At 70.4% G+C, this 22,857-nt stretch carries 19 protein-coding genes, 3 tRNA genes and 1 pseudogene; 21 read left to right on the plus strand and 2 right to left on the minus strand.

Going from position 1 to position 22,857, the window contains the following annotated elements:
• The first annotated feature begins 4 nt into the window (after positions 1–4).
• The 21 genes and pseudogenes from sdhA to cysN all read left to right on the plus strand — a co-directional run bounded on the left by sdhA (position 5) and on the right by cysN (position 20,434).
• Positions 5–1,792: a succinate dehydrogenase flavoprotein subunit gene (sdhA, locus tag ON759_RS01185; RefSeq protein ID WP_271678526.1), complete on the plus strand. Its 1,788-nt coding sequence runs from the start codon at positions 5–7 to the stop codon at positions 1,790–1,792.
• An 18-nt stretch (positions 1,793–1,810) separates the two neighbouring features.
• Positions 1,811–2,599 (plus strand): succinate dehydrogenase iron-sulfur subunit, encoded by a 789-nt coding sequence (locus ON759_RS01190; protein WP_271678527.1) that lies wholly within the window; start codon positions 1,811–1,813, stop codon positions 2,597–2,599.
• Between the two features lie 3 nt (positions 2,600–2,602).
• The gene (locus ON759_RS01195) at positions 2,603–2,848 is read left to right on the plus strand and encodes an FAD assembly factor SdhE (RefSeq protein WP_271678528.1); all 246 of its coding nucleotides are present in this window, start codon (positions 2,603–2,605) and stop codon (positions 2,846–2,848) included.
• The gene (locus ON759_RS01200) at positions 2,805–3,269 is read left to right on the plus strand and encodes a hypothetical protein (RefSeq protein WP_271678529.1); all 465 of its coding nucleotides are present in this window, start codon (positions 2,805–2,807) and stop codon (positions 3,267–3,269) included. The genes ON759_RS01195 and ON759_RS01200 overlap by 44 nt, the downstream gene beginning before the upstream one ends.
• Before the next feature lie 105 nt (positions 3,270–3,374).
• Positions 3,375–4,622: a lipoprotein-releasing ABC transporter permease subunit gene (locus tag ON759_RS01205; protein ID WP_271678530.1), complete on the plus strand. Its 1,248-nt coding sequence runs from the start codon at positions 3,375–3,377 to the stop codon at positions 4,620–4,622.
• A gap of 4 nt (positions 4,623–4,626) precedes the next feature.
• Positions 4,627–5,313, plus strand: coding sequence for a lipoprotein-releasing ABC transporter ATP-binding protein LolD (lolD, locus tag ON759_RS01210; protein ID WP_374383752.1), 687 nt, complete (start codon positions 4,627–4,629; stop codon positions 5,311–5,313).
• Between the two features lie 72 nt (positions 5,314–5,385).
• Positions 5,386–7,871 (plus strand): annotated as a pseudogene (locus tag ON759_RS01215) (DNA internalization-related competence protein ComEC/Rec2); the annotation flags it as partial.
• Positions 7,771–8,403, plus strand: a complete 633-nt coding sequence (locus ON759_RS01220) for a MotA/TolQ/ExbB proton channel family protein (RefSeq protein ID WP_271678533.1) — start codon at positions 7,771–7,773, stop codon at positions 8,401–8,403. The pseudogene ON759_RS01215 and the gene ON759_RS01220, both read left to right, overlap by 101 nt.
• A 9-nt stretch (positions 8,404–8,412) precedes the next feature.
• Positions 8,413–8,853, plus strand: coding sequence for an ExbD/TolR family protein (locus ON759_RS01225; RefSeq protein WP_271678534.1), 441 nt, complete (start codon positions 8,413–8,415; stop codon positions 8,851–8,853).
• On the plus strand, positions 8,850–10,589 hold the full coding sequence (gene msbA, locus ON759_RS01230) for a lipid A export permease/ATP-binding protein MsbA (protein ID WP_271678535.1): 1,740 nt from the start codon (positions 8,850–8,852) through the stop codon (positions 10,587–10,589). The genes ON759_RS01225 and msbA overlap by 4 nt, the downstream gene beginning before the upstream one ends.
• Positions 10,586–11,605, plus strand: a complete 1,020-nt coding sequence (gene lpxK, locus ON759_RS01235) for a tetraacyldisaccharide 4'-kinase (RefSeq protein WP_271678536.1) — start codon at positions 10,586–10,588, stop codon at positions 11,603–11,605. Before msbA ends, lpxK begins: the two co-directional genes overlap by 4 nt.
• A 150-nt stretch (positions 11,606–11,755) precedes the next feature.
• Positions 11,756–12,535, plus strand: a complete 780-nt coding sequence (kdsB, locus tag ON759_RS01240; RefSeq protein ID WP_271678537.1) for a 3-deoxy-manno-octulosonate cytidylyltransferase — start codon at positions 11,756–11,758, stop codon at positions 12,533–12,535.
• 4 nt (positions 12,536–12,539) lie between these two features.
• On the plus strand, positions 12,540–13,007 hold the full coding sequence (locus ON759_RS01245) for an arsenate reductase/protein-tyrosine-phosphatase family protein (protein ID WP_271679004.1): 468 nt from the start codon (positions 12,540–12,542) through the stop codon (positions 13,005–13,007).
• 10 nt (positions 13,008–13,017) lie between these two features.
• Positions 13,018–14,907: an excinuclease ABC subunit UvrC gene (uvrC, locus tag ON759_RS01250; protein WP_271678538.1), complete on the plus strand. Its 1,890-nt coding sequence runs from the start codon at positions 13,018–13,020 to the stop codon at positions 14,905–14,907.
• Positions 14,908–14,916: 9 nt separating this feature from the next.
• Positions 14,917–15,498, plus strand: coding sequence for a CDP-diacylglycerol--glycerol-3-phosphate 3-phosphatidyltransferase (gene pgsA, locus ON759_RS01255; RefSeq protein WP_271678539.1), 582 nt, complete (start codon positions 14,917–14,919; stop codon positions 15,496–15,498).
• Positions 15,499–15,524: 26 nt separating this feature from the next.
• Positions 15,525–15,600, plus strand: a tRNA-Gly gene (locus ON759_RS01260).
• Between the two features lie 93 nt (positions 15,601–15,693).
• Positions 15,694–15,767, plus strand: a tRNA-Cys gene (locus ON759_RS01265).
• A 116-nt stretch (positions 15,768–15,883) separates the two neighbouring features.
• Positions 15,884–15,970 (plus strand) — tRNA-Leu (locus ON759_RS01270).
• A 15-nt stretch (positions 15,971–15,985) separates the two neighbouring features.
• Positions 15,986–17,614 (plus strand): FMN-binding glutamate synthase family protein, encoded by a 1,629-nt coding sequence (locus ON759_RS01275; protein WP_271678540.1) that lies wholly within the window; start codon positions 15,986–15,988, stop codon positions 17,612–17,614.
• Positions 17,615–17,645: 31 nt separating this feature from the next.
• A complete protein-coding gene (gene cysD, locus ON759_RS01280) occupies positions 17,646–18,551 on the plus strand; it encodes a sulfate adenylyltransferase subunit CysD (protein ID WP_271678541.1) in 906 nt (301 codons plus the stop codon).
• On the plus strand, positions 18,551–20,434 hold the full coding sequence (cysN, locus tag ON759_RS01285; RefSeq protein ID WP_271678542.1) for a sulfate adenylyltransferase subunit CysN: 1,884 nt from the start codon (positions 18,551–18,553) through the stop codon (positions 20,432–20,434). Before cysD ends, cysN begins: the two co-directional genes overlap by 1 nt.
• Positions 20,435–20,506: 72 nt before the next feature.
• Here cysN and ON759_RS01290 read toward each other — a convergent pair whose 3' ends face one another.
• Both ON759_RS01290 and ON759_RS01295 read right to left on the minus strand, forming a co-directional pair.
• Positions 20,507–21,388, minus strand: a complete 882-nt coding sequence (locus ON759_RS01290) for a hypothetical protein (RefSeq protein WP_271678543.1) — start codon at positions 21,386–21,388, stop codon at positions 20,507–20,509.
• 459 nt (positions 21,389–21,847) lie between these two features.
• Positions 21,848–22,741, minus strand: a complete 894-nt coding sequence (locus ON759_RS01295; protein ID WP_271678544.1) for a hypothetical protein — start codon at positions 22,739–22,741, stop codon at positions 21,848–21,850.
• Positions 22,742–22,857 lie beyond the last annotated feature (116 nt).

The following is a 22,857-nucleotide window of genomic DNA, read 5'->3' on the forward strand; positions in this document are numbered from 1 at the left end:
GCACGTGTCCGCATACAGGATCGAGGAACACAAGTTCGACATGCTGGTGGTCGGTGCCGGCGGCGCCGGCCTGCGCGCCACCTTCGGCCTGGCCCAGAAGGGCCTGAAGACGGCCTGCATCACCAAGGTCTTCCCGACCCGCAGCCATACCGTGGCCGCGCAGGGCGGCATCTCGGCCGCGCTCGGCAACATGGGCGAGGACGACTGGCGCTTCCACTTCTACGACACCATCAAGGGCTCGGACTGGCTGGGCGACCAGGACGCGATCGAGTACATGTGCCGCGAGGCCATCCCGGCGATCATCGAACTCGAGCACCAGGGCGTGCCCTTCAGCCGCACCGAGGACGGCAAGATCTACCAGCGTCCGTTCGGCGGCATGACCACGCATTACGGCCAGGGCATCGCGCAGCGCACCTGCGCCGCCGCCGACCGCACCGGCCACGCGATCCTGCACACCCTGTACCAGCAGTCGCTGGCGCACGACGCGCAGTTCTTCATCGAGTACTTCGCGCTCGACCTGATCATGGACGAGGAGGGCGCCTGCCGCGGCGTGCTGGCCCTCGACATGGCCGAGGGCACGCTGCACCTGTTCCGTGCCCAGGGCGTGGTGCTGGCCACCGGCGGCTACGGCCGCGCCTACTTCTCCGCGACCTCGGCGCATACCTGCACCGGCGACGGCGGCGGCATGGCGCTGCGCGCGGGGCTCGGCCTGCAGGACATGGAGTTCGTGCAGTTCCACCCGACCGGCATCTACGGCGCCGGCTGCCTGATCACCGAGGGCGTGCGCGGCGAAGGCGGCATCCTGCGCAACAGCAACGGCGAGCGCTTCATGGAGCGTTACGCGCCGAACGCCAAGGACCTCGCCTCGCGCGACGTGGTCAGCCGCTCGATGACCATCGAGATCCGCGAAGGCCGCGGCGTGGGCGAGCACAAGGACCACATCTTCCTCGACCTCACCCACCTCGACCCCAAGGACATCCACGAGAAGCTGCCGGGCATCGCCGAGAGCGCGCGCATCTTCGCCGGCGTCGACGTCGAGAAGCAGCCGATCCCGGTGATTCCGACCGTGCACTACAACATGGGCGGCATCCCGACCAACTACCACGGCGAGGTCGTGCAGTTGCGCAATGGCGATCCCGACGCGGTGGTGCCGGGCCTGTACGCCATCGGCGAGGCGGCCTGCGTGTCCGTGCACGGCGCCAACCGCCTCGGCTCCAACTCGCTGCTCGACCTGGTGGTGTTCGGGCGCGCGGTGGCCAACCGCTGCGCGGAGACGATCACCCCCGGCGCGACCCACAAGACCCTGCCGGCGGACGCCTGCGACAAGGCGCTGGCCAACCTAGACAAGCTGCGCAACGCGCACGGCGGCACCCCCACCGCGGTGATCCGCAGCAACATGCAGCGGGCGATGCAGAAGGACGCGGCGGTGTTCCGCACCGGCGAGACCCTGGCCGAGGGCGTCAAGGCGATCCGCGACATCCACGCCAGCTTCGCCGACGTCCACGTCTCCGACCGTTCGCTGGTGTGGAACTCGGACCTGGTCGAGACCCTGGAGTTGCAGAACCTGCTGGGCCAGGCACTGACCACGATCGTCTCGGCCGAGAACCGCACCGAGTCCCGCGGCGCCCACGCGCGCGAGGACTACCCGGAGCGCGACGACGCCAACTGGCACAAGCACAGCGTGTGCTGGGTGGACGATGCGGGCAACACCCGCATCGACTACCGCCCGGTGCACATGTACACGCTCAGCGGCGACGTCGACGTCGTGCCGCCGAAGCCGCGCGTCTATTGAGCGGGAGAGACCACGACCATGGCCGAATTCACCCTCCCGAAGAACTCCGTCATCCAGAAGGGCAAGCACTTCCCGGCGCCGGCCGGCGCGAAGCAGCCGCGCACCTTCAAGGTCTACCGCTGGAACCCGGACGACGGGTTGAACCCGCGCGTGGACACCTACGACGTCGACCTCGCGACCTGCGGGCCGATGGTCCTCGACGCGCTGATCAAGATCAAGAACGAGATCGACCCGACGCTGACCTTCCGCCGCTCCTGCCGCGAGGGCATCTGCGGCTCGTGCGCGATGAACATCGACGGCACCAACACGCTGGCATGCACCAAGGCGATCGACGACTGCGGCAAGGGCAACGGCGAGGTGCCGATCTACCCGCTGCCGCACATGTCGGTGGTCAAGGACCTCGTGCCCGACCTGACCCATTTCTACGCGCAGTACGCGAGCATCCGCCCGTGGCTGCGCACGCAGACGGTTGCGCCCAGCCGCGAGCGCCTGCAGTCGAAGGACGACCGCGCCAAGCTGGACGGCCTGTACGAATGCATCCTGTGCGCGTGCTGCAGCACGTCCTGCCCGAGCTACTGGTGGAACGGCGAACGCTACCTCGGCCCGGCGATCCTGTTGCAGGCCTACCGCTGGATCGTCGACAGCCGCGACGAGGACACCGGCGCGCGGCTGGACGACCTCGAGGATCCGTTCAAGCTCTACCGCTGCCACACGATCATGAATTGCGCCCGGACCTGCCCGAAGGGGCTCAACCCGGCCAAGGCGATCGCCGAGATCAAGAAGCTGATGCTGGCGCGTCGCGCCTGACCCATGAACGACGACGAGGTCGAGCTCCGCAAGCTGCGCTGGCGTTGCCGGCGCGGGATGCGCGAGCTGGACCAACTGCTCGAGCGCTGGCTCGACCAGGCATGGCGGCAAAGTCCGACCCGCGAGCGCGAGGTCTTCCTGCGCCTGCTGGACACCGAGGACGACACACTCTGGCGCTGGTTCCTCGGCCACGAGAGTCCCCCCGATGTCGAAACCGCGGCGCTCGTCGAACGCATCCGCCATCCCTGACCTGCCTTGCCGTATTCGCTGGCGGCCATCGGCCTGGCTGGGCGGTGCCCTGTGGACGCTGGCATTGCTGACCCCGTGCGCGGTGCTGGCGAGCGACCTGCCTGCATCCTGGGCCTGGCCGCTCGCCTTGGCTGCCGGCCTGCACGGCATCGTCCTGGCGCGCCGCCACCGGCGGCAGCCTTCGATGCGCTGGATCATCCCGCCGGGGCGTGGCCAGCCCACCTGCGATGGCATGTCCATGCCCGGCCTGCGCGTGTCCTGGCGGGGACCGCTGGCCTTCGTGGCCTGGCGCGGCGGCAACGGGCGATGGTGCCGGCATGCGCTGGGGCCGGACGTGCTCGATGCAGCCGGCCGACGTGAACTGAAGCTGGCGCTGCAGCGACGCGAATCCGCCGCGACGGGAGACCCGATGGCAGGATGAGCGCCGTCGACGCCAGCACTCACGCAAGGCCCCGTAGACTGTGCGGGCCGCGCGCAGGCGCATCCGGCGCACGCTGCCGCGTGGCGGGCATCCCCAAGGAGTTCCATGTTCAAACCGGTCCCCGTCGCCATCGGCCTGCGCTACCTGCGCGCGAAACGCCGCAACGGCTTCATTTCCTTCATCTCGCTGGCCTCCATCCTCGGCATCGCGCTGGGGGTGACCGCGCTGATCACCACGCTGGCGGTGATGAGCGGTTTCCAGCGCGAGATCCGCGACCGCATGCTGCAGATGGCCGCGCATGCCACGGTCAGCGGCTATGGCGAGCCCCTGCAGGATTGGCGGCACGCGGTGGACGTGGCGATGCAGGACAAGCGCATCGCCGGCGCCGCGCCCTACATCGAGAAGGAGGCCCTGCTCTCCGGCAGCAACAACCAGCCGGCGATGCTGCGCGGCGTCGTGCCCGCCGAGGAGGGCAAGGTCTCGGTGCTCGGCGACAAGATGGTGCAGGGCAAGCTGTCCGAGCTGGCGCCCGGGCGCTTCAACATCGTGCTGGGCCGCGAGCTGGCGATGTGGCTGGGCGTCGGCGTCGGCGACGACGTGGTGGTCACCCTGGCCGATTTCCGCAGCACCCCGGTGGGCGGCGGCATGGGCACGATGAAGCGGTTCCGGGTGAGCGGCATCTTCGAGGCCGGCTACAACGAATTCGACAAGGGGCTGGCGGTGGTCGCCCTGGCCGACCTGCAGCGCCTGTTGCGGATGGGCGACGGGGTGACCGGCGTGCGCCTGAAGATGCACGACATGGACCAGGCCTTCGAAGTCGGGCGCGACCTCGCGCTGAAGCTGCGCGGCCCGTTCCGCGTGACCGACTGGAGCCAGGACAACGCCAACCTGTTCCGTGCGCTGAAGATGGAGAAGACGGTGATGGCGATCCTGCTGTCGCTGATCATCGCGATGGGCGCGTTCAACCTGGTGTCCTCACAGGTGATGCTGGTCACCGACAAGCAGGCCGACATCGCCATCCTGCGCACCCTTGGCCTGACCCCGCGCCAGGTGATGCAGGTGTTCATGGTGCAGGGCAGCCTGATCGGCATCATCGGCACCGTGGCCGGCGTGGTCGGCGGGATCCTGCTCACCCTCAACCTGGATGCCATCCTGCGCGGGATCGAGGCGGTGCTCGGGGTCCAGTTGCTGCCGGAGGATGTCTACTACATCACCGGCCTGCCGACCGACCTGCAGGCACACGATGTCGCCACCATCGCCTGCGTGGCGCTGGCGATGGCCTTCGTCGCCACCCTGTACCCGGCCTGGCGCGCGGCACGCACCGCACCCGCGGAGGCACTGCGCTATGAGTGAGGCCATGGACGACGTGATCCGCGCCGAGCGACTCGGCAAGACCTACGCGGAAGGCTCGCTGCGCACGCCGGTGTTCGACGGGCTGGAGTTCCGGGTGGCCGCGGGCGAGACCGTCGCCATCCTCGGCGCGTCGGGCGCGGGCAAGAGCACCCTGCTGCACCTGCTGGGCGGCCTGGACGTGCCCACCGCGGGTGAGGTCTTCGTCGCCGGCCATCGGATGAGCGCGTTGTCCGACGCCGAGCGCGGACGCCTGCGCAACCGCGCGCTGGGCTTCGTGTACCAGTTCCACCACTTGCTGCCGGAGTTCACCGCGCTCGAGAACGTGATGATGCCGGTGCTGCTGGCCGGGCAGGCGATCGAGGTGGCGCAATCGCGCGCGCAGGCGTTGCTCGAATCGGTCGGTCTGGGCCATCGCCTGCAGCACAAGCCGGGCGAACTGTCGGGCGGCGAACGCCAGCGCACCGCGGTGGCGCGCGCACTGGTCAACCAGCCGGCCTGCGTGCTGGGCGACGAGCCGACCGGCAACCTCGACGAAAAGACCGCGGCGAACGTGTTCGCGCTGATGCTGGACCTCAATCGCGCGCAGGGTACCAGCCTGGTGCTGGTCACCCACGACCGCCGCCTTGCTGCACGCCTGGACCGGGTACTGGAGCTGCACGAAGGGCGCCTGCGCCCGGCGGTCATGGGGTGACCGGAAAAGCCTGACCCACGGGCGCGGCTGCGCCCGATCCCGCGGCGCGCGACCGATCGGCAGGCTGCATCGATGCCTGCCGCCATGCCGCTGTTCGGTCCCGCCGCGGCGCTCGCCTTGCTGGCCGGCGTGTGCGCCAGCCTTGCCTTGCCGGTCGCCATGCCGATCCCGCTCGCCCTGTGCCTGCTGGCGATCGGCCTGCCGCTGGCCGTGCGGCCGGGCTTCGCACGGCTGGCCGGCATCGTGCTGGCAGGCATCGGTTTCACCGCGCTGCATGCAACCTCGGTACTGCAGGCGCAATTGCCGCGCACGCTGGAGCGGCGGCCGCTGATCGTCGAAGGCCGCATCGTCGACCTGCCGTTGCACGAGGCACGCCGCACCCGGTTCGAGTTCCAGGTGGACGCTGCGACCGGCCAACCCGAGTCGCTGCGCGGGCGACGCTTGCGCTTGGCCTGGTACGAAGACGATCCGGTGGCGCGCCGCGCCCTCGTGGCAGGCAGTCGCTGGCGGCTGCCGGTGCAATTGCGGCCACCGCAGGCCTTGCGCAACCCGGGCGCCGGCGATGGCGAGAAATATGCGCTCGCGTCCCGGCTGGTGGCGACGGGATACGTGCTGGAGCCCGCGTTGGCGCAACGCCTGGCGCCGCCGGACGGCATTGCCGGCTGGCGCGAACGCATGAGCGGGCGCATCGATGCGGCGATCCATCGCGACAGCGCACGCTTCATCCGGGCGCTGGTGCTGGGCGATACCCGCGGGCTGGACGACACCGACTGGGCGCGCTTGCGCGCGGCGGGCCTGACCCATCTGATCGCGATCTCGGGCTTCCACGTGGGCCTGGTTGCCGGCTTCTTCGCGTTGGTGATGGCCGGGATCTGGTGGTGCCTGCCGCGCCTGGCGTGGTGGCTGCCGCGACCATTCGGGGCCGGCCTGGGTGCGGTGCTGGGTGCCTTCGCGTATGCGGCGGTCACCGGCTTCGCGCTGCCGACACTGCGTACGGCGGTGATGATCGCGGTGCTGGTCGCCGCCCGCTGGTTGCGGCGTCGCCAGCGGCTGGTCGACACGCTGGCGCTGGGCTGCATCCTGGTCCTGCTGCTCGACCCGCTGGCGGTGCTGGGGGCGGGCTTCTGGCTGAGTTTCGCCGGGGTCGCGTGGTTGCTGTGGTGCCTGCCTGCGGACCAGGGGCCGCGCGGCTGGGCGCTGGTGCATGGCTTTGTCGGCGCGCAGGTGGTCGCGACCATCGGCCTGTTGCCGCTGACCGTGGTGCTGTTCGGGCAGGCCTCGTTCGCCGGCCCGCTGGCGAATATCGCGGCGGTCCCCTGGTGGAGCCTGGTGGTGATCCCGTTGGGCTTGCTGGGCTTGCTGCTGGACACGCTGCATGCGGGATGGGGCAACGGGGTGTGGCAGGCCGCTGCCTGGACGTTCGACCTGCTGTGGCCCGGGCTGGCATGGATCGCCGACGGACCGCTGGCGATGGCCTGGTTGCCGGAACCGCGCTGGTTTGCCTTGCCGCTGGCGCTGCTGGGGGCGTTCTGGCTGCTGCTGCCGCGCGGCGTCCCCGGGAAGGCCTTGGCCTTGTGCCTGTGGCTGCCGCTGCTGTGGCCGGATCGGGGAGTGCCTCGGCCGGGCGAGGTCGACGTGGTCGTGGTCGACGTGGGGCAGGGCCTGTCCGTCCTCGTCCGCACCGCCACCCACGCCCTCTTGTACGACACCGGCCCGGCCGAAGCCGATGGCTTCGATGCCGGCGAACGCGCGGTGGTGCCGACCTTGCGCGCCCTCGGCGTGCGGCGGCTGGACGCGGTGGTGCTCAGCCATGGCGACAACGACCATGCCGGCGGGTGGACGGCGGTGGCGCGCGCGTTGCCGGTCGCCGCCGTGCTGGCGCCGGCGGGCAGTCCAGTGCCTGGGTTGCAGGCCTGCCATGCGGGGATGTCCTGGCAGTGGGATGGCGTGCGCGTGGAGGTGCTGCACCCCGGCGCGGACTTCCCTTACCTCGGCAACGAAGCAAGCTGCGTCCTGCGCGTCGTCGGTGCACATGGCGCCGTGTTGCTGGCAGGCGACATCGGCCACTACGCCGAGCGTGCGCTGGCGGCGCGCGACCGCGCCCGCCTGCGCAGCGAGGTGGTGCTGGTCCCGCACCACGGCAGCGCGGGATCGTCGGATCCTGGCTTCGTCGCGGCGACGGGCGCGCGGCTGGCGGTGGTGTCCTCCGGCGCCGGCAACCGGTTCGGCCATCCGCGCCGCGACGTGGTGCGTCGCTGGTGCGAGGCCGGCGCCGAGTTGCTGGACACCTCGCGCAGCGGCGCGCTGCGCATCTGGCTGGGCGCGCGCGGCCTGCAGGTCGAGGAGCGGCGGATGGCGCATGCGCGGTTGTGGGACGCCGCGCGCCGTCGCCACGGAACGGCTGGGCTATGCTACGCGGCGGAAACGCAGCGGCCATGAGGGCCGGAGGATCGACGCGTGCTGGAACTGGTCCGGGCCGGCGGATGGCCGATGATTCCCTTGCTGCTGCTGTCGGCGGTCGCCCTGGGCATCATCGTGGAGCGCTTCTGGAGCCTGCGGCGGGACCGGGTGATGCCGCCGGGCCTGGGCGACGAGGTGCGCGCCTGGGTGGCGCGCGGCAAGCCGCTGGAACCCGCGCACATCGATTCGCTGCGCTCGACCTCGCCGCTGGGCGCGTTGCTCGCCGCCGAGCTGGACGTCCGCATGCGCGGCCGCGAAGTCATCCGCGAGCGCGTGGAGGACGTCGGTCGCCACCTGGTGCACCGGATGGAGCGCTACCTCAACACCTTGGGCACGATCGCCGCCGCGGGCCCGCTGCTGGGCCTGTTCGGCACCGTGGTCGGCATGATCGAGATGTTCCTCGGCATCCTCGACCACGGCATCGGCGATGCCAACCAGCTCGCCGGCGGCATCGGCAAGGCGCTGATCTGCACCGCCACCGGCATGGTGGTGGCGATCCCGGCGCTTGCGTTCCATCGCTATTTCCGCGGGCGCATCGCCGCCACCATCGTGGACATGGAGCACGAGGCGATCCGCCTGCTCGACGTGCTCGACGCCCATCCGGCCGCCACGCAGGCGCGCAAGGGCTGAGGCCGCGGCATGCGGATCCAGGACTTCCGCCAGGACGACATCCCCGAGATCAACCTGGTGCCGTTGATCGACGTGCTGCTGTGCCTGCTGATCTTCTTCGTGGTGACCACGACCTTCGATGCGCGCTCGGTGCTGAAACTCGAGTTGCCGCGCGCCGATGGACAGCCCGCGGAGGCGCCGTCCAAGGCGCTGAGCCTGCTGGTGAACGCGCAGGGACGCTACTTCGTGGGCGACCGCGAGGCGCTGCGCACCGACGTGGAATCGCTGAAGGCGACATTGCGCGAGGTCGCCGGCGATGATCGCGACCGCCCGGTGCTGCTGCGCGCCGATGCCCGCACGCCGCACCAGGCGGTGGTGACCGCGCTGGATGCGCTGGGGCAACTCGGGTTCCGCCGGATCGCCATCGCCACCGCGCCGGAGCCGGCCACAACGGGGGCCGCGCCGAAGTGAGCGAGGACGCCACCCAGGCCACCTACCGCCGACTGCGCCGGTATGCACGCCCCTACCGCGGCCTGATCGCGATCGGGATCCTGGCGATGGCGCTGGAGGCGGCGGCGAGCGCCGGCACCCTCAAGCTGCTGGGCCCGATCGTCGACGACATCTTCGTGCGCCATGCCTTCAGCTACTGGCTGCCGGGCGGGCTGGTCCTGCTGCTGCTGGCGCGCGGACTGTTCGGGCTGGTGGCCGACTACGCCATCGCGCGTTCCGGTCGCGGGGTCGCCCGCGACCTGCGGCTGCAACTGATGGCGCAGTACTTGCGCCTGCCGGGGGCGCGCTTCGACGCCGAGCCGGTACCGTCGATGCTGACCCGCCTCGGCGCCGACAGCGAGCAGGTCGCGCAGGCCGCGGTCGACGCGCTCAAGGTGATGGTCAGCAACGTCCTCGGGATCGTCGCCACCCTCGGGATCATGGTCTGGACCAGTTGGCGGGTGTCGCTGGTGCTGTTGCTGCTGGCGCCGGCGATGGCGTGGATGATGGGCAAGGTGGGCAAGCGCTACCGCCGGCTCAACCACGCGATCCAGGAGTCGGCGGCGCAGATGCTGCAGACCGCGGACCAGGCGCTCAACGCGCAGCAGGACGTCAAGGCGTACGGCGCGCAGGACGCCGAGATGGGCCGCTACGGCGCGCAGACGCTGCAGAACCTGCGGCTGGCGCTGAAGATCGAGGTCACGCGCGGCACGCTGTCGATGCTGGTGCAGGTGCTCGGCGCGCTGGGCGTGGCGGTGATGCTGGTGGTGGCCGGGCTGGAGGCCGCGAAGGGGCGGCTCACCGCCGGCGACTTCATGACCCTGATGACCGCGATGGTCAGCCTGGTGCCGTCGCTGCGCCAGCTGACGAACGTGCAGAGCATGCTGCAACGGGGCATCAGTTCGGCGGAGCGGGTGTTCTCGGTGCTCGACGCCGCGCCGGAGCGGGATGCCGGCACGCAACCGCTGGCGCGCGCCCGCGGCCTGCTCGAGTTCCGCCATGTCGATGCGCGCTACGAGGGCAGCGAGGGGCTGGCCCTGCACGACGTCAGCTTCGTCGCGCGGCCCGGCACGGTCACCGCGATCGTCGGCCGCTCCGGCAGCGGCAAGTCGACCCTGGCCAAGCTGATCCCGCGCTTCTACGAACCCGCGGCGGGCGAGGTGCTGCTCGACGGCCTGCCGCTTGCGGATTACCCGCTCGCCGACCTGCGCCGGCAGGTCGCCATGGTCGGCCAGCAGGTGATGCTGTTCGACGGCAGCGTCGCCGGCAATGTCGCCTACGGCGAGTTGGAGCGCGCCGATCCCGAGCGCATCCAGGCCGCGGTCCGCGATGCCAATGCCATGGAGTTCGTGCAGCGCCTGCCCGGCCAGCTGGAGGCGCACATCGGCGCCAAGGGCGGCAAGCTCTCGGGCGGCCAGCGGCAGCGCCTGGCGATCGCCCGCGCCATGCTCAAGGACGCCCCGATCCTGGTCCTCGACGAGGCCACCGCCGCGCTCGACAACGCCTCCGAGCGGCTGGTGCAGGACGCGTTGGCGAAGCTGATCCCCGATCGCACCACGCTGGTGATCGCGCATCGCCTGTCGACCATCGAACACGCCGACCAGGTGCTGGTGCTCGAGGCCGGCCGCCTGGTGGAGCAGGGCACGCACGCGGACTTGCTGGCGCGCGGCGGGGTGTACGCCCACCTGCATGCGATGCAATTCCGGGACGCGCCATGAGCCAGGCACGCCGGCCCGCGGGGCCGCCGGCCTGGTGGTACGACGGGAGCCCGCCGCCCTGGCACGCGCGCCTCGTCGCGGGTGTGTATGGCGCGCTCGTCGCGCTGCGGCGCAGTGCGTACAGGCGGGGGTGGCGGAAGCGCGTGCACCCGGGGGTGCCGGTGCTCGTGGTCGGCAACCTCGTCGCCGGGGGCAGCGGCAAGACGCCGCTGGTGATCGCCTTGGTCGAGCGGCTGCGTGCGGCGGGCTGGACGCCGGGCGTCGCCAGCCGCGGGCATGGCCGCGAAGACGCCGGCATCGCGCGTTGGGTGGCATCGGGCGACGCTCCCGCGCTGGCCGGCGACGAGCCCCTGTTGATCGCCACCCGCACCGGCGCACGCGTGCGGGTGGACCGCGACCGGGTTGCGGCCGCGCGCGCGCTGCGCGACGCGGGTTGCGACATCGTGGTCTGCGACGATGGCCTGCAGCACTATCGGCTGGCGCGCGACATCGAAATCGAGGTGCTGGACGCCCGTCGCCGTTACGGCAACGGCCTGCTGATGCCGGCCGGCCCCTTGCGCGAGCCGCTGGAGCGCGCCGCCGACTGCGCCTTCCGCGTGCTCAACCTCGGCGCGGTCGCGGAGGATGCGCTCGCGGCGCAGGCCGGCCTCGGCGAATGGCCGATGCGCCTGCAGGTGCAGGTGGCGATGCCGCTGCAAGGCGGGCGTGCGCAGCCGCTGGCGGCGTTCGCCGGACAGCGCGTGCACGCCGTCGCCGGCATCGGCGACCCCGAGCGCTTCTTCGCGACCCTGCGCGATGCCGGGATCGCGGTGGTGCCGCATGCCTTCCCCGACCACCACGCCTATGGTCCGGGCGACTTCGCCTTCGGCAGTCCGTTGCCCGTGCTGATGACCGAGAAGGATGCGGTGAAGTGCCGGGGCTTCGCGCAGCCGGGCTGGCATGCGGTGCCCGCGAATGCGCGGCTGCCCGAGGCCTTCTGGGTGGCGTTGTGTGCCAAGTTGCCGCGCCGCGCCTGATTTTCACCTCTCCCCTTGTGGGAGAGGTCGATGCGCGCAGCGCATCGGGAGAGGGGCGAACGCACGCCCATTCCCCTCTCCCGCCCTTCGGGCACCCTCTCCCGCAAGGGGCGAGGGAAGATCAAAAGCTGCGTCGTAGATAATGCCGGCATGACCGTTCCCGAATTCGTCGTCGCCATCCCGGCGCGCCATGCCTCCACCCGCTTGCCGGGCAAGCCGTTGCTGCCGATCGGCGGCGAGCCGATGGTCCTGCACGTCGCCCGTCGCGCGCTCGCCGCGGGTGCGCGCGAGGTCTGGGTCGCGACCGACGACCAGCGCATCGCCGACGCCCTGCACGGGCGCGGGGTGCAGGTCGCGATGACCTCGTCCGGGCACGCCTCGGGCACCGACCGCCTGGCCGAATGCGCGGCGATCGCCGGCTGGGCCGACGATGCCATCGTGGTCAACCTGCAGGGCGACGAACCCTTCGCCCCGGCCGACGGCATCGCCTGCGTGGCGCGCACGGTGGCCGACAGCGGCGCCGGCATCGCCACCCTGTGCACGCCGATCGACGCAGTGGAGACGCTGCTGGACCCGAATGCGGTGAAGGTGGTGCGTGCCGCCAATGGCGATGCGCTCTACTTCAGCCGGGCCCCGGTGCCATGGCCGCGCGATGCGTTCGCCCGCGACCGCGGGACGCTGCCGCCGGGCGAATGGTTGCGGCACATCGGCCTCTACGGCTACCGGGTCGCGGCGCTGCGCGCGTTCGCCGGGTTGCCGGCGGGCCGGCTGGAACAACTCGAGGCGCTGGAACAGTTGCGCGCGCTGGAAGCGGGATGGCGGATCGCGGTGGCGCTGGCGCCGTCGCCGTTCCCGCCCGGCGTCGACACGCCCGAGGACCTCGCCCGCGCCGAGCGCTTCCACGCATCGATGCAGGCTGCCCATGGCTAGGCCGATCGGGATCCTGATGGTGTGCATGGGCAACATCTGCCGCTCGCCGATGGCCGAGGGCGCGTTGCGCGCAAGGTTGGAGGCAGCCGGCCTGGGCGAACGCGCGCGGGTGGATTCGGCCGGCACCAGCCGCGCCCACGCCGGGCAGCCGCCGGACGAACGCGCGATCGCCTGCGCGGCGCGCCATGGCGTCGCGATCGACGCGCAGCGCGCACGCGCTTTGTCGGTCGACGACTTCGACGGGTTCGACTTCATCCTGTGCGCGGACCGCACGGTCCTGCACGATGCCGGCATCCGCAAGCCGCGCACCGCGCATGGGCAGGTCGAGCTGTTGCTGGACTGGGCCGGGGTGGGGCGCAAGGACGTGCCGGATCCGTACTACGGCCATGCGCGCGACTTCGAGCGTGCCTGGTCGCTGGCCGACGCCGCGGCCGAGGGGATCGTCGAGCGCATCCGCCAGGGCCGTTTCTGAGCGGGCCGTGGTGAGCAAGCGCAAGCCCGACGACGCGACCCGGGCCTTCGACGGCAAGGCCGCCGCCGCGGCGCTGCCGCTGGCCCCGGGCGTGTACCGCATGCTCAACGGCGCCGGCGACGCGCTGTACGTCGGCAAGGCGCGGGCGCTGCGCAACCGCGTCGGCAGTTATTTCAACGCGACGCCGAAGCCGACCCGCATCATGGCGATGCTGGCGCAGGTCGCGCGCATCGAAGTGACCGTCACCCGCAGCGAGGCCGACGCCCTGCTGCTCGAGAACCAGCTGATCAAGTCGCTGCAGCCGCGCTACAACGTGATGCTGCGCGACGACAAGAGTTATCCCTTCGTCCTGCTCACCCGCGAGGCGTGGCCGCGGATCGCCTTCCATCGCGGCCCGCGCGCGACCGGCGGCCGCTACTTCGGCCCTTACCCGAGCGCGGCCTCGGTGCGCGAGACGCTCAACCTGATGCACAAGCTGTTCCGCCTCCGCAGTTGCGAGGACAGCGTGTTTAAGAACCGCAGCCGTCCCTGCCTGCAATACCAGATCGGCCGTTGCAGCGGGCCGTGCGTCGGCCTGGTCGAGGCGGGCGATTACGCGGAATCCGTGCGCCGCGCCGCGCTGTTCCTGGACGGGCGCAGCCAGGAGCTCGGCGACGAGCTGGCGGACGCGATGCAGCGCGCCAGCGACGCGCTGGAGTTCGAGGAGGCCGCGCGCCTGCGCGACCTGATCGGCACCATCCGCAAGCTGCAGGCGCGGCAGACCATGGACGGCCGCAACGCCGACCTCGACGTGCTGGCGGTGGCGATGCAGGGCGCCAGCGCCTGCGTCCTGCTGCTGGCCTTCCGCGACGGCCGCAACCTCGGCACCCGCGCCTTCTTCCCGCGCACCAACGGCGAGGACAGCGCGGAGGAAGTGCTGGCGGCGTTCGTCTCGCAGTACTACGCGGAGCAGCCGCCGCCCGCCGAGATCGTGCTGGACCGCGAGATCCCGGAGCGCGAGCTGATCGAGCAGGCCTTGTCCGGGCACGTCGGGCGCAAGGTCGAGCTGCGCAGCAACGTGCGCGGGGAACGCGCCGCGCACCTGGACCTGGTCCGGCGCAACGCGGAGCTGGCGCTGGCCACCGAGCTGACCAGCAGCAGCGCGCAGCAGGCGCGGGTGGAGGCATTGCGCGACCTGCTGGGCCTGGCCGAGCCGCCGCAGCGGATCGAATGCTTCGACATCAGCCACACGCTGGGCGAGGCGACCGTGGCCTCGTGCGTGGTGTTCGACGCGAATGGCCCGGTGCGCAGCCAGTACCGCCGCTACAACATCGCCACCGGCGGCAGCGACGGGATCGCCCCGGGCGACGACTACGCCGCCATGCACCAGGCCCTGCGCCGGCGTTTCCGCCCGGCGGCCGAGGGCGAGGCCGAGGCCGTGCTGCCCGACGTGCTGCTGATCGATGGCGGCGCTGGGCAGGTGGCGCAGGCGCGCGAGGTCCTGCAGGAGAGCGGCGTCGCCGGGGTGGCCCTGGTCGGCGTGGCCAAGGGCCCCGAGCGCAAGGCCGGCGCCGAGGCGTTGCTGTTGCCGGATGGCCGCGAGGTGCGCCCGGGCGCAGCCTCGCCGGCGCTGCAACTGGTCCAGCAGGTGCGCGACGAGGCCCACCGCTTCGCCATCACCGGCCATCGCGGTAAGCGCCAGAAGGCGCGGACCACCAGTCGCCTGGAGGACATCGCCGGGATCGGGCCGCGCAGGCGGGCGGCGTTGCTGCGCCATTTCGGCGGCTTGGGTGGATTGAAGGCGGCTGCGGTGGACGACATCGCACGGGTCGAGGGGATCAACCGCCCGCTGGCCGAGCGCATCTGGGCCAGCCTGCACGGACTGGCGCGAGACGGGCAGGAACCGACGCCGGGAGCATAGAATCGCCGCATGAAGCTGACCATCCCGACGTGGCTCACGCTGGCGCGGATCGCCCTGATCCCGGTGCTGGTCGTCGTGTACTACCTCGACTACCGATGGACCAACGTCGCGGCGACCACGATCTTCGTATTCGCCTCGATCACCGATTGGCTGGACGGCTGGATCGCGCGCCGCTACCAGCAGTACTCGGCGTTCGGCGCGTTCCTCGATCCGGTGGCCGACAAGCTCATGGTCGCGGTGGCGCTGGTGATCACCGTGCAGTACCACCACACGGTGTGGATGGCGTTGTGGGCCAGCGTGATCATCGGCCGCGAGATCGCGGTGTCGGCGCTGCGCGAATGGATGGCCGAGCTCGGCCAGCGCGCGAAGGTGGCGGTGGCCACGGTCGGCAAGATCAAGACCATCGTGCAGATGGTCGCGCTCGGGTTCCTGCTCTACCGCGAGCCGCTGCTCGGGATCCCGGTGTTCGTGGTGGGCGAATGGCTGCTCGCGGCGGCGGCGATCCTCACCCTGTGGTCCGGGTTCGAGTACGCGCGCGCGGCGTGGCCGGCCCTGCGCGCGGAAGAGACAAAAACTGTTGACAGCCCATGAAAGGCCCGTAAAATGGCGGGCTCAACGCGGGAATAGCTCAGTTGGTAGAGCACGACCTTGCCAAGGTCGGGGTCGCGAGTTCGAGTCTCGTTTCCCGCTCCAGGTTCCGCACAAGGCCCCGTTCGCGGGGCCTTGTCGCATCCGGGCTTCGCATGCACGGACGCTTGTGGAAGAATGCAGCACGCCATCAGTTTCGGCCGGGTGGCAGAGTGGTTATGCAGCGGACTGCAAATCCGCGTACGCCGGTTCAATTCCGACCTCGGCCTCCAACACGACACCCCGCTCCGGCGGGGTGTCCTGTTTCCGGAGGGCGCATTGCATGACATGCATGCGGCGAGAGATCCATGACATGCGCCCTTGCCGCAGGCGTTAAGCTGCCGCGCAAGCCTGGGTGGCGAAACCGGTAGACGCATCGGACTTAAAATCCGCCGGCCGCGAGGCCATGAGGGTTCGAGTCCCTCCCCAGGCACCATCGACCGGAGGTGCCATGTCCCGATATGCCGCGTATGCCGCGAGCCTGGTTTTGACCCTCGCCTGCCTGTGGCTGGCGCGCATCGAACCCGCATGGTGGTGGGGCGCGGCGATCTTCGGCGGCCTGTCCGCGCTGGGCACGCTGGACCTGCTGCAGCGACGCAGCACCCTGCGCCGCAACTATCCGATCCTCGCCCATTTCCGCTACGGGCTGGAGGCGATCGGGCCGGAGATGCGGCAGTACTTCATCCAGTCCGACACCGCCGAGGTGCCGTTCTCGCGCGAGCAACGCGCGTTGGTCTACCAGCGTGCCAAGGGCGTCAACGACGTGCGCCCGTTCGGCAGCCTGCACGACCCGTACGCGGTGGATTACGAATGGATCAACCATTCGCTGGCGCCGGCGCGCATCGCGTCCGCCGATTTCCGCATCGTGGTCGGCGCCGGGCGCGCGCAGCCCTACGCGGCCAGCGTGTTCAACATCTCGGCGATGAGCTTCGGCTCGCTGTCGGCGGCGGCGATCCGCGCGTTGAACGGCGGCGCCAGGCAGGGCGGCTTCTACCACGACACCGGCGAGGGCTCGATCTCGCCCTACCACCGCGAGGCCGGCGGCGACCTGGTGTGGGAGATCGGCTCCGGCTACTTCGGCTGCCGCAACGACGATGGGAGCTTCAGCGAAGAGCGCTTCGCCGCGAATGCCCGCGACCCGCAGGTGCGCATGATCGAGGTCAAGCTGTCGCAGGGCGCGAAGCCCGGGCATGGCGGCGTGCTGCCTGCGGCCAAGGTCAGCCCCGAGATCGCGGCCACGCGCGGGGTCCCGGTCGGGCAGGACTGCGTGTCGCCCGCCGCGCACGCCGCCTTCGACAGCCCGCGGGGTCTCCTCGCGTTCGTGGAACGCCTGCGCAACCTGTCGGGCGGCAAGCCGACCGGCTTCAAGCTGGCGATCGGGCATCCATGGGAATGGTTCGGGATCGCCAAGGCGATGCAGGAAACCGGCATCCTCCCCGACTTCATCGTCGTCGATGGCGCAGAGGGCGGTACCGGCGCCGCGCCGGCGGAGTTCATCGACCACGTCGGCCTGCCGATGCACGAGGCGCTGATGCTGGTCCACAACACCTTGGTCGGATTGGGATTGCGCGACCAGGTCCGGGTCGCCGCGGCGGGCAAGATCGTCAGCGCCTTCGACATCGCGCGCACCCTCGCGATGGGCGCCGACTGGTGCAACGCCGCGCGCGGCTACATGTTCGCGCTGGGCTGCATCCAGTCCTTGAGCTGCCACACCGACCGCTGCCCGACCGGCATCGCCACCCAGGATCCGCGGCGCTGGGGCCGGCTCGACGTGCCCGACAAGGCCGCGCGGGTCGCGGCCTTCCACCGCAATACCCTGCACGCGCTGCGCGACCTGCTGTGCGCGGCCGGCCTGCAGCACCCCGACCAGCTGGGCCCGGAGCACATCCTGCGCCGGGTCAGCCCGACCGAGGTGCGCTCGCTGGGGGCGCTGTACCGTTTCCTGGCCCCGGGTGAGTTGCTCGATGGGCGTGTACCCGAGCACGCGGTGTTCCGCAATTTCTGGCAGGTGGCCAGGAGCGATGCCTTCGCGCCGCCGGCCAACGTGGGGTCGGCGCGGCCGGGGCAGGGCGCTTGGTAAACTGCGGGGCCTGCACCGTGGCCCGCCTGCCTTGAACACCGGACTGTCCCACCTCGACCGGCTGGAAGCCGAAAGCCTGCACATCCTGCGCGAGGTCGCGGCCGTCTTCCGCAACCCGGTGATGTTGTATTCGGTCGGCAAGGACAGTTCGGTGCTGCTGCACCTGCTGGTCAAGGCCTTCCACCCGGCGCGCCCGCCGATTCCGCTGCTGCACGTCGACACCACCTGGAAGTTCCGCGAGATGATCGCTTTCCGCGATCGCCGCGCGGCGGAAACCGGCGTCGAATTGCGCACCTGGACCAACCCCGACGGCCTCGCCGCCGGCATCGGCCCGGTCAGCCATGGCGCGACCGTGCACACCGACGTGATGAAGACCCAGGCGCTGAAGCAGGCGCTGGACCACTGGGCCTTCGATGCCGCGATCGGCGGTGCGCGCCGCGACGAGGAGAAGTCGCGCGCCAAGGAGCGCATCTTCAGCTTCCGCAGCGCGCAGCACCGCTGGGACCCGAAGCAGCAGCGCCCGGAGCTGTGGAACCTGTACAACGCGCGCATCCACAAGGGCGAGTCGGTCCGCGTGTTCCCGCTGTCGAACTGGACCGAGCTCGACATCTGGCTCTACATCTACCGCGAGAAGATCCCGGTGCCGTCGCTGTACCTCGCGGCCGAGCGCCCGGTGGTGGAACGCGACGGCGCGCTGCTCATGGTCGACGACGATCGGCTGCCGCTGCGTCCGGGCGAGGTGCCGATGCGCAAGTCGGTCCGCTTCCGCACGCTGGGCTGCTATCCGCTGACCGGCGCGATCGAGTCCGGCGCCGACACGCTGGAGAAGATCATCGCCGAGATGCTGGTGGTCACGACCTCGGAGCGCCAGGGCCGGGTGATCGACCATGACCCGAGCGCGTCGATGGAGAAGAAGAAGCAGGAGGGCTACTTCTGATGCGTGCTGACGACGCCGACGCGCAGGTTGCCGCCTACCTGCGCCAGCACGAGACCAAGGGCCTGCTGCGCTTCATCACCTGCGGCAGCGTGGACGACGGCAAGAGCACCCTGATCGGGCGCCTGCTGCATGACACCAAGCGCCTGTTCGACGACCAGTTGCGCGCGCTCGAGGCCGACAGCCGGCGCCACGGGACGCAGGGCGATGCGATCGACTTCGCGCTGCTGGTCGATGGCCTGGCCGCCGAGCGCGAGCAGGGCATCACCATCGACGTCGCGTACCGCTACTTCGACACCGATGCGCGCAAGTTCATCGTCGCCGACTGCCCCGGCCACGAGCAGTACACCCGCAACATGGCCACGGGGGCGTCCACCGCCGACGTCGCGGTGGTGCTGGTGGACGCGCGCAAGGGCGTGCTCGCGCAGACCCGCCGGCACAGCTACATCGTGTCGCTGCTGGGCATCCGCCACGTGTTGCTGGCGGTGAACAAGATGGACCTGGTGGGCTACGACCAGGCGGTGTTCGACGCGATCGTCGCGTCCTATGGCGACCTGGCCGCGCAACTCGGCATCGCGCAGGTGCAGGCGGTGCCGCTGTCGGCGCTGCAGGGCGACAACATGACCTCGGCGTCCGCCGCGACGCCGTGGTACCCCGGCCCCAGCCTGCTGGGCTGGCTGGAAACCGTGGAAGTCGCGCCGCCGCCGCGCCAGGACGGTTTCCGCCTGCCAGTACAGTGGGTGAATCGCCCGCATCAGGACTTCCGCGGCTTCGCCGGCACCGTGGCGGCCGGCGTGGTGGCGGTCGGCGACGAAGTCGTGGTGCTGCCTTCGGGCCGGCGCTCGACCGTCGCGCGCATCGTGACCGCCGACGGCGACCTGGCCGAGGCCGGCGAGGGTCGTGCCATCACCCTGGCCTTGTCCGACGAGGTGGATGCCAGCCGCGGCGACGTGATCGCCGCCGCCGGCGACCCGCCGGAGGTGGCCGACCAGTTTGCCGCGCACCTGCTGTGGATGGGCGACGAGCGCCTGCTCCCGGGGCGTCCCTACCTGCTGCAGGTCGGCGCGCGAACGGTGGGCGCGTCGGTGACCGAGATCAAGCACAAGGTCGACGTCAATACCCAGGAGCATCTCGCGGCGAAGCATCTGGAACTGAACGAGGTCGCCTACTGCAACCTGCACCTCGACCAGCCCATCGCCTTCGAACCCTACGCCCGCAACCATGCGCTCGGCGGCTTCATCCTGGTGGACCGGCAGAGCAACGCGACCGTCGCCGCCGGCACCCTGGACTTCGCCCTGCGCCGCGCCGGCAACATCCATTGGCAGCACCTGGACGTGGACAAGGCCGCGCGCGCGCGGATCAAGCACCAGCAGCCGCGCTGCCTGTGGTTCACCGGCCTGTCCGGCGCCGGCAAGTCGACCATCGCCAACCTGGTCGAGAAGAAGCTGCTCGCGATGGGGCAGCACACCTACCTGCTGGACGGCGACAACATCCGCCATGGCCTGAACAAGGACCTCGGCTTCACCGACGAGGACCGCGTGGAGAACATCCGCCGGGTCGCGGAGGTGGCGCGGCTGATGACGGATGCTGGCCTGATCGTGCTGGTCAGCTTCATCAGCCCGTTCCGGGCCGAGCGCGACATGGCACGCTCGCTGTTCGCGCCGGGCGAGTTCCTCGAGGTATTCGTGGACACCCCGCTGGCGGTGGCCGAGGCGCGCGACGTGAAGGGGCTCTATGCGAAGGCGAGGCGCGGCGAGCTGCGCAACTTCACCGGCATCGACTCGCCTTACGAAGCGCCTGAAGCGCCGGAGTTGCGCCTGGACACCGGCGTGGAGGCCCCGGCGCGCCTGGCGGACCAGGTGGTGGCGGCGCTGGGATTGGGCTGAGCGCGGCGGTCGCGCACACGCAAGAGGCCGGCGCCGTGGCGCGGGCCTCCCGGGTGTCACGGTGGAAGCTGCTCAGCGCTGCAGTTGCGGCACCGGCTCCTCGTTGCCCCCGCGCGCGCAGTAGGGCAGGTCGCGGTAGCGGTTGATCCAGCGGTGGATCCACATGTCGAGGGTGGCGCCGGTGTAGCCCTTCTCGCAAATGTTCTGGCACCAGGTCAGCTTGGTCCCGGTATAGCCCTCGCTGGCGCAGGTGGTCTGCGGCGGCGGCGCGCATTCGCTGTCCAGTGTGCAGGCGATCAGGTTGGTGGCATAGGCCTTCATCCCGGGGACGGCGGCGGTCACGCTGGCGCACTGGGAACCCAGGTAGCACTGCAGCGGGATGGTGGAGTAGATCACCTGGCCCGCGCCGTAGCCGTAGGTGAAGGTCACCACTTGGCCCGGATCGGCCGTGGTCGCCCATGTCGTCGAGCCGGCCGGCAGCGAAGCGGGCAACACCGTGCCGTGGTTGGACCAGCTGCCGTTATCGAGGCTGGTATTGGTCAGCGTGCCACCCGGCCCGGTCAGGAAGGGCGCGGAGGCGGTGAAGTCGATATCCGTGCCGCCGATGTTGTTTTTGACCAGGTTCGCGCCGCCAGGCAGGAACGCGCCGTTCGTATACCCGCTGTCGTGGACGATCAAGACCATGCCGTTGGCGACGGCTTGTGCCACGCCCGGGTCGGTGAGGGAGCCGCAGTTCTCCGCCCAGAGGATCGAAACCCCGGCCAGGTTGGTGGCGTTGGGCGCAGCCGACAGCGCCAACGGGGTATGGCCGGCGGCGATGATCTCTGCCTCCGGATTGCCCGGATAGCAGAGGCCATGGTAGGCGACGGTCGCGGCCTGCGCGTGGCCGCTGGCGAACAGCGAAGCGATACCGGCCAACGCGGCCAGGCCGATGGACTTCAAATGCGATTTCATGTGAATCCCCCTGTGGACCCGGCTGGCGGGCGATGGGCGGAGTCTAGCGAAAGGAATCGGGGCATTCGACGTGCGACCTGCACGCACGGCGCGGCGATGGACGCTCCACGTCGATGCAAAAGCGCGATGCGTCCGGAAGTGCCCATCCTGGGCAGGGCGCAGGCAACAAAAAGCCGGCGCGTGGCCGGCTTCTCGATCGATCTGGTGGGCGGTGCAGGGTTCGAACCTGCGACCCTTGCCGTGTGGACATACCTAAGTCTTCGTGTCCATCGTGCCGGTCAGCTTCATCGGCCCGTTCCGGGCCGAGCGCGACATGGCGCGTTCGCTGTTCGCGCCGGGCGAGTATTTGTGGACACCCCGCTGGCGGTGGCGCTGGGATTGGGCTGAGCGCGGCGGTCGCGCACACGCAAGAGGCCCGCGCCGTGGCGCGGGCCTCCCGGGTGTCACGGTGGAAGCTGCTCAGCGCTGCAGTTGCGGCACCGGCTCCTCGTTGCCCTCGCGGGCGCAGTAGGGCAGGTCGCGGTAGCGGTTGACCCAGCGGTGGATCCACATGTCGAGGGTGGCGCCGGTGTAGCCCTTCTCGCAGATGTTCTGGCACCAGGTCAGCTTGGTCCCGGTGTAGCCCTCGCTGGCGCAAGTCACGGGCGGTTCCCCGATCGTTCCGAGTGCCCAGCCCAAGGCGTTGAGGAAATAGGTCTTGATGCCCGGGTACAGGTATTGGCTCGGGGTGTAGACGGGCGTGTGCGACCACTGCGAATTCGACACCGCGACCTGGCCGGCTCCATGGCTGTAGCCGAGCGCGCCGGCGTTCAGGCCATCCGCGGTGGTCACGAACGGGATGGCGCCGGCAGGCAGTGCGGCGATGGAGGTGGCGCCCATGATCGAGCAATATCCGCCCGTGCCACCGGGTCCGCCAACGTCGAGGCTGTCATCCGTCAGCGTTCCTCCCGGACCCGTGGTCACCGGAGATGCCGGCGCCAGCGAATAGTTCACGTCGCAGCCGCCCGCGTTGAAATCGAGTGCCGGTGCGCCCGGCAACACCCCGCTGTTGACCCCCGTGGTATCGAGGATCAGGTCCATGCCGTTGGCCACCGCGGCGTCAACGTCGGCATCCCCTCCGTACGTGCTGCAGGTGCGCAGGATCAGTGCATCGAGATTCTGCAGCGAGGCTGCGTCCAAGGTGGCCACCGACACCCAGGTGTGGCCCGCGGCTGCCACCGGCACGCTGAGGTTCTCGGGATTGCATGCCGGGTTGATGTACTCACCCACGATCCCCGCGTTCGCTGCTTGCGGTGCTGCTGCGATTGCGAGCCCGCACAACAGGGCACCGGTGCTGCCGATCAGTGATTTCATGACATCTCCCCATGTTCTGCCCTTTGGCGGGCGATGGCGGGAGTCTAGCCAAACGAAGTCGGGTATTCGATGTGCGACCTGCACGCACGGCGCGGCGATGGACGCTCCATGTCCAT

It is taken from the genome of Thermomonas mangrovi (assembly GCF_028201335.1).
GTDB lineage: Bacteria > Pseudomonadota > Gammaproteobacteria > Xanthomonadales > Xanthomonadaceae > Thermomonas > Thermomonas mangrovi.

Coding starts and splice junctions, on each gene's coding strand:
- ON759_RS01190 (WP_271678527.1), top strand. CDS start 1,811: ATGGCCGAATTCACCCTCCCGAAGAACTCCGTCATCCAGAAGGGCAAG.
- ON759_RS01195 (WP_271678528.1), top strand. CDS start 2,603: ATGAACGACGACGAGGTCGAGCTCCGCAAGCTGCGCTGGCGTTGCCGG.
- ON759_RS01200 (WP_271678529.1), top strand. CDS start 2,805: ATGTCGAAACCGCGGCGCTCGTCGAACGCATCCGCCATCCCTGACCTG.
- ON759_RS01205 (WP_271678530.1), top strand. CDS start 3,375: ATGTTCAAACCGGTCCCCGTCGCCATCGGCCTGCGCTACCTGCGCGCG.
- lolD (WP_374383752.1), top strand. CDS start 4,627: ATGGACGACGTGATCCGCGCCGAGCGACTCGGCAAGACCTACGCGGAA.
- ON759_RS01225 (WP_271678534.1), top strand. CDS start 8,413: ATGCGGATCCAGGACTTCCGCCAGGACGACATCCCCGAGATCAACCTG.
- lpxK (WP_271678536.1), top strand. CDS start 10,586: ATGAGCCAGGCACGCCGGCCCGCGGGGCCGCCGGCCTGGTGGTACGAC.
- kdsB (WP_271678537.1), top strand. CDS start 11,756: ATGACCGTTCCCGAATTCGTCGTCGCCATCCCGGCGCGCCATGCCTCC.
- pgsA (WP_271678539.1), top strand. CDS start 14,917: ATGAAGCTGACCATCCCGACGTGGCTCACGCTGGCGCGGATCGCCCTG.
- ON759_RS01275 (WP_271678540.1), top strand. CDS start 15,986: ATGTCCCGATATGCCGCGTATGCCGCGAGCCTGGTTTTGACCCTCGCC.
- cysN (WP_271678542.1), top strand. CDS start 18,551: ATGCGTGCTGACGACGCCGACGCGCAGGTTGCCGCCTACCTGCGCCAG.
- ON759_RS01290 (WP_271678543.1), bottom strand. CDS start 21,388: ATGAAATCGCATTTGAAGTCCATCGGCCTGGCCGCGTTGGCCGGTATC.
- ON759_RS01295 (WP_271678544.1), bottom strand. CDS start 22,741: ATGAAATCACTGATCGGCAGCACCGGTGCCCTGTTGTGCGGGCTCGCA.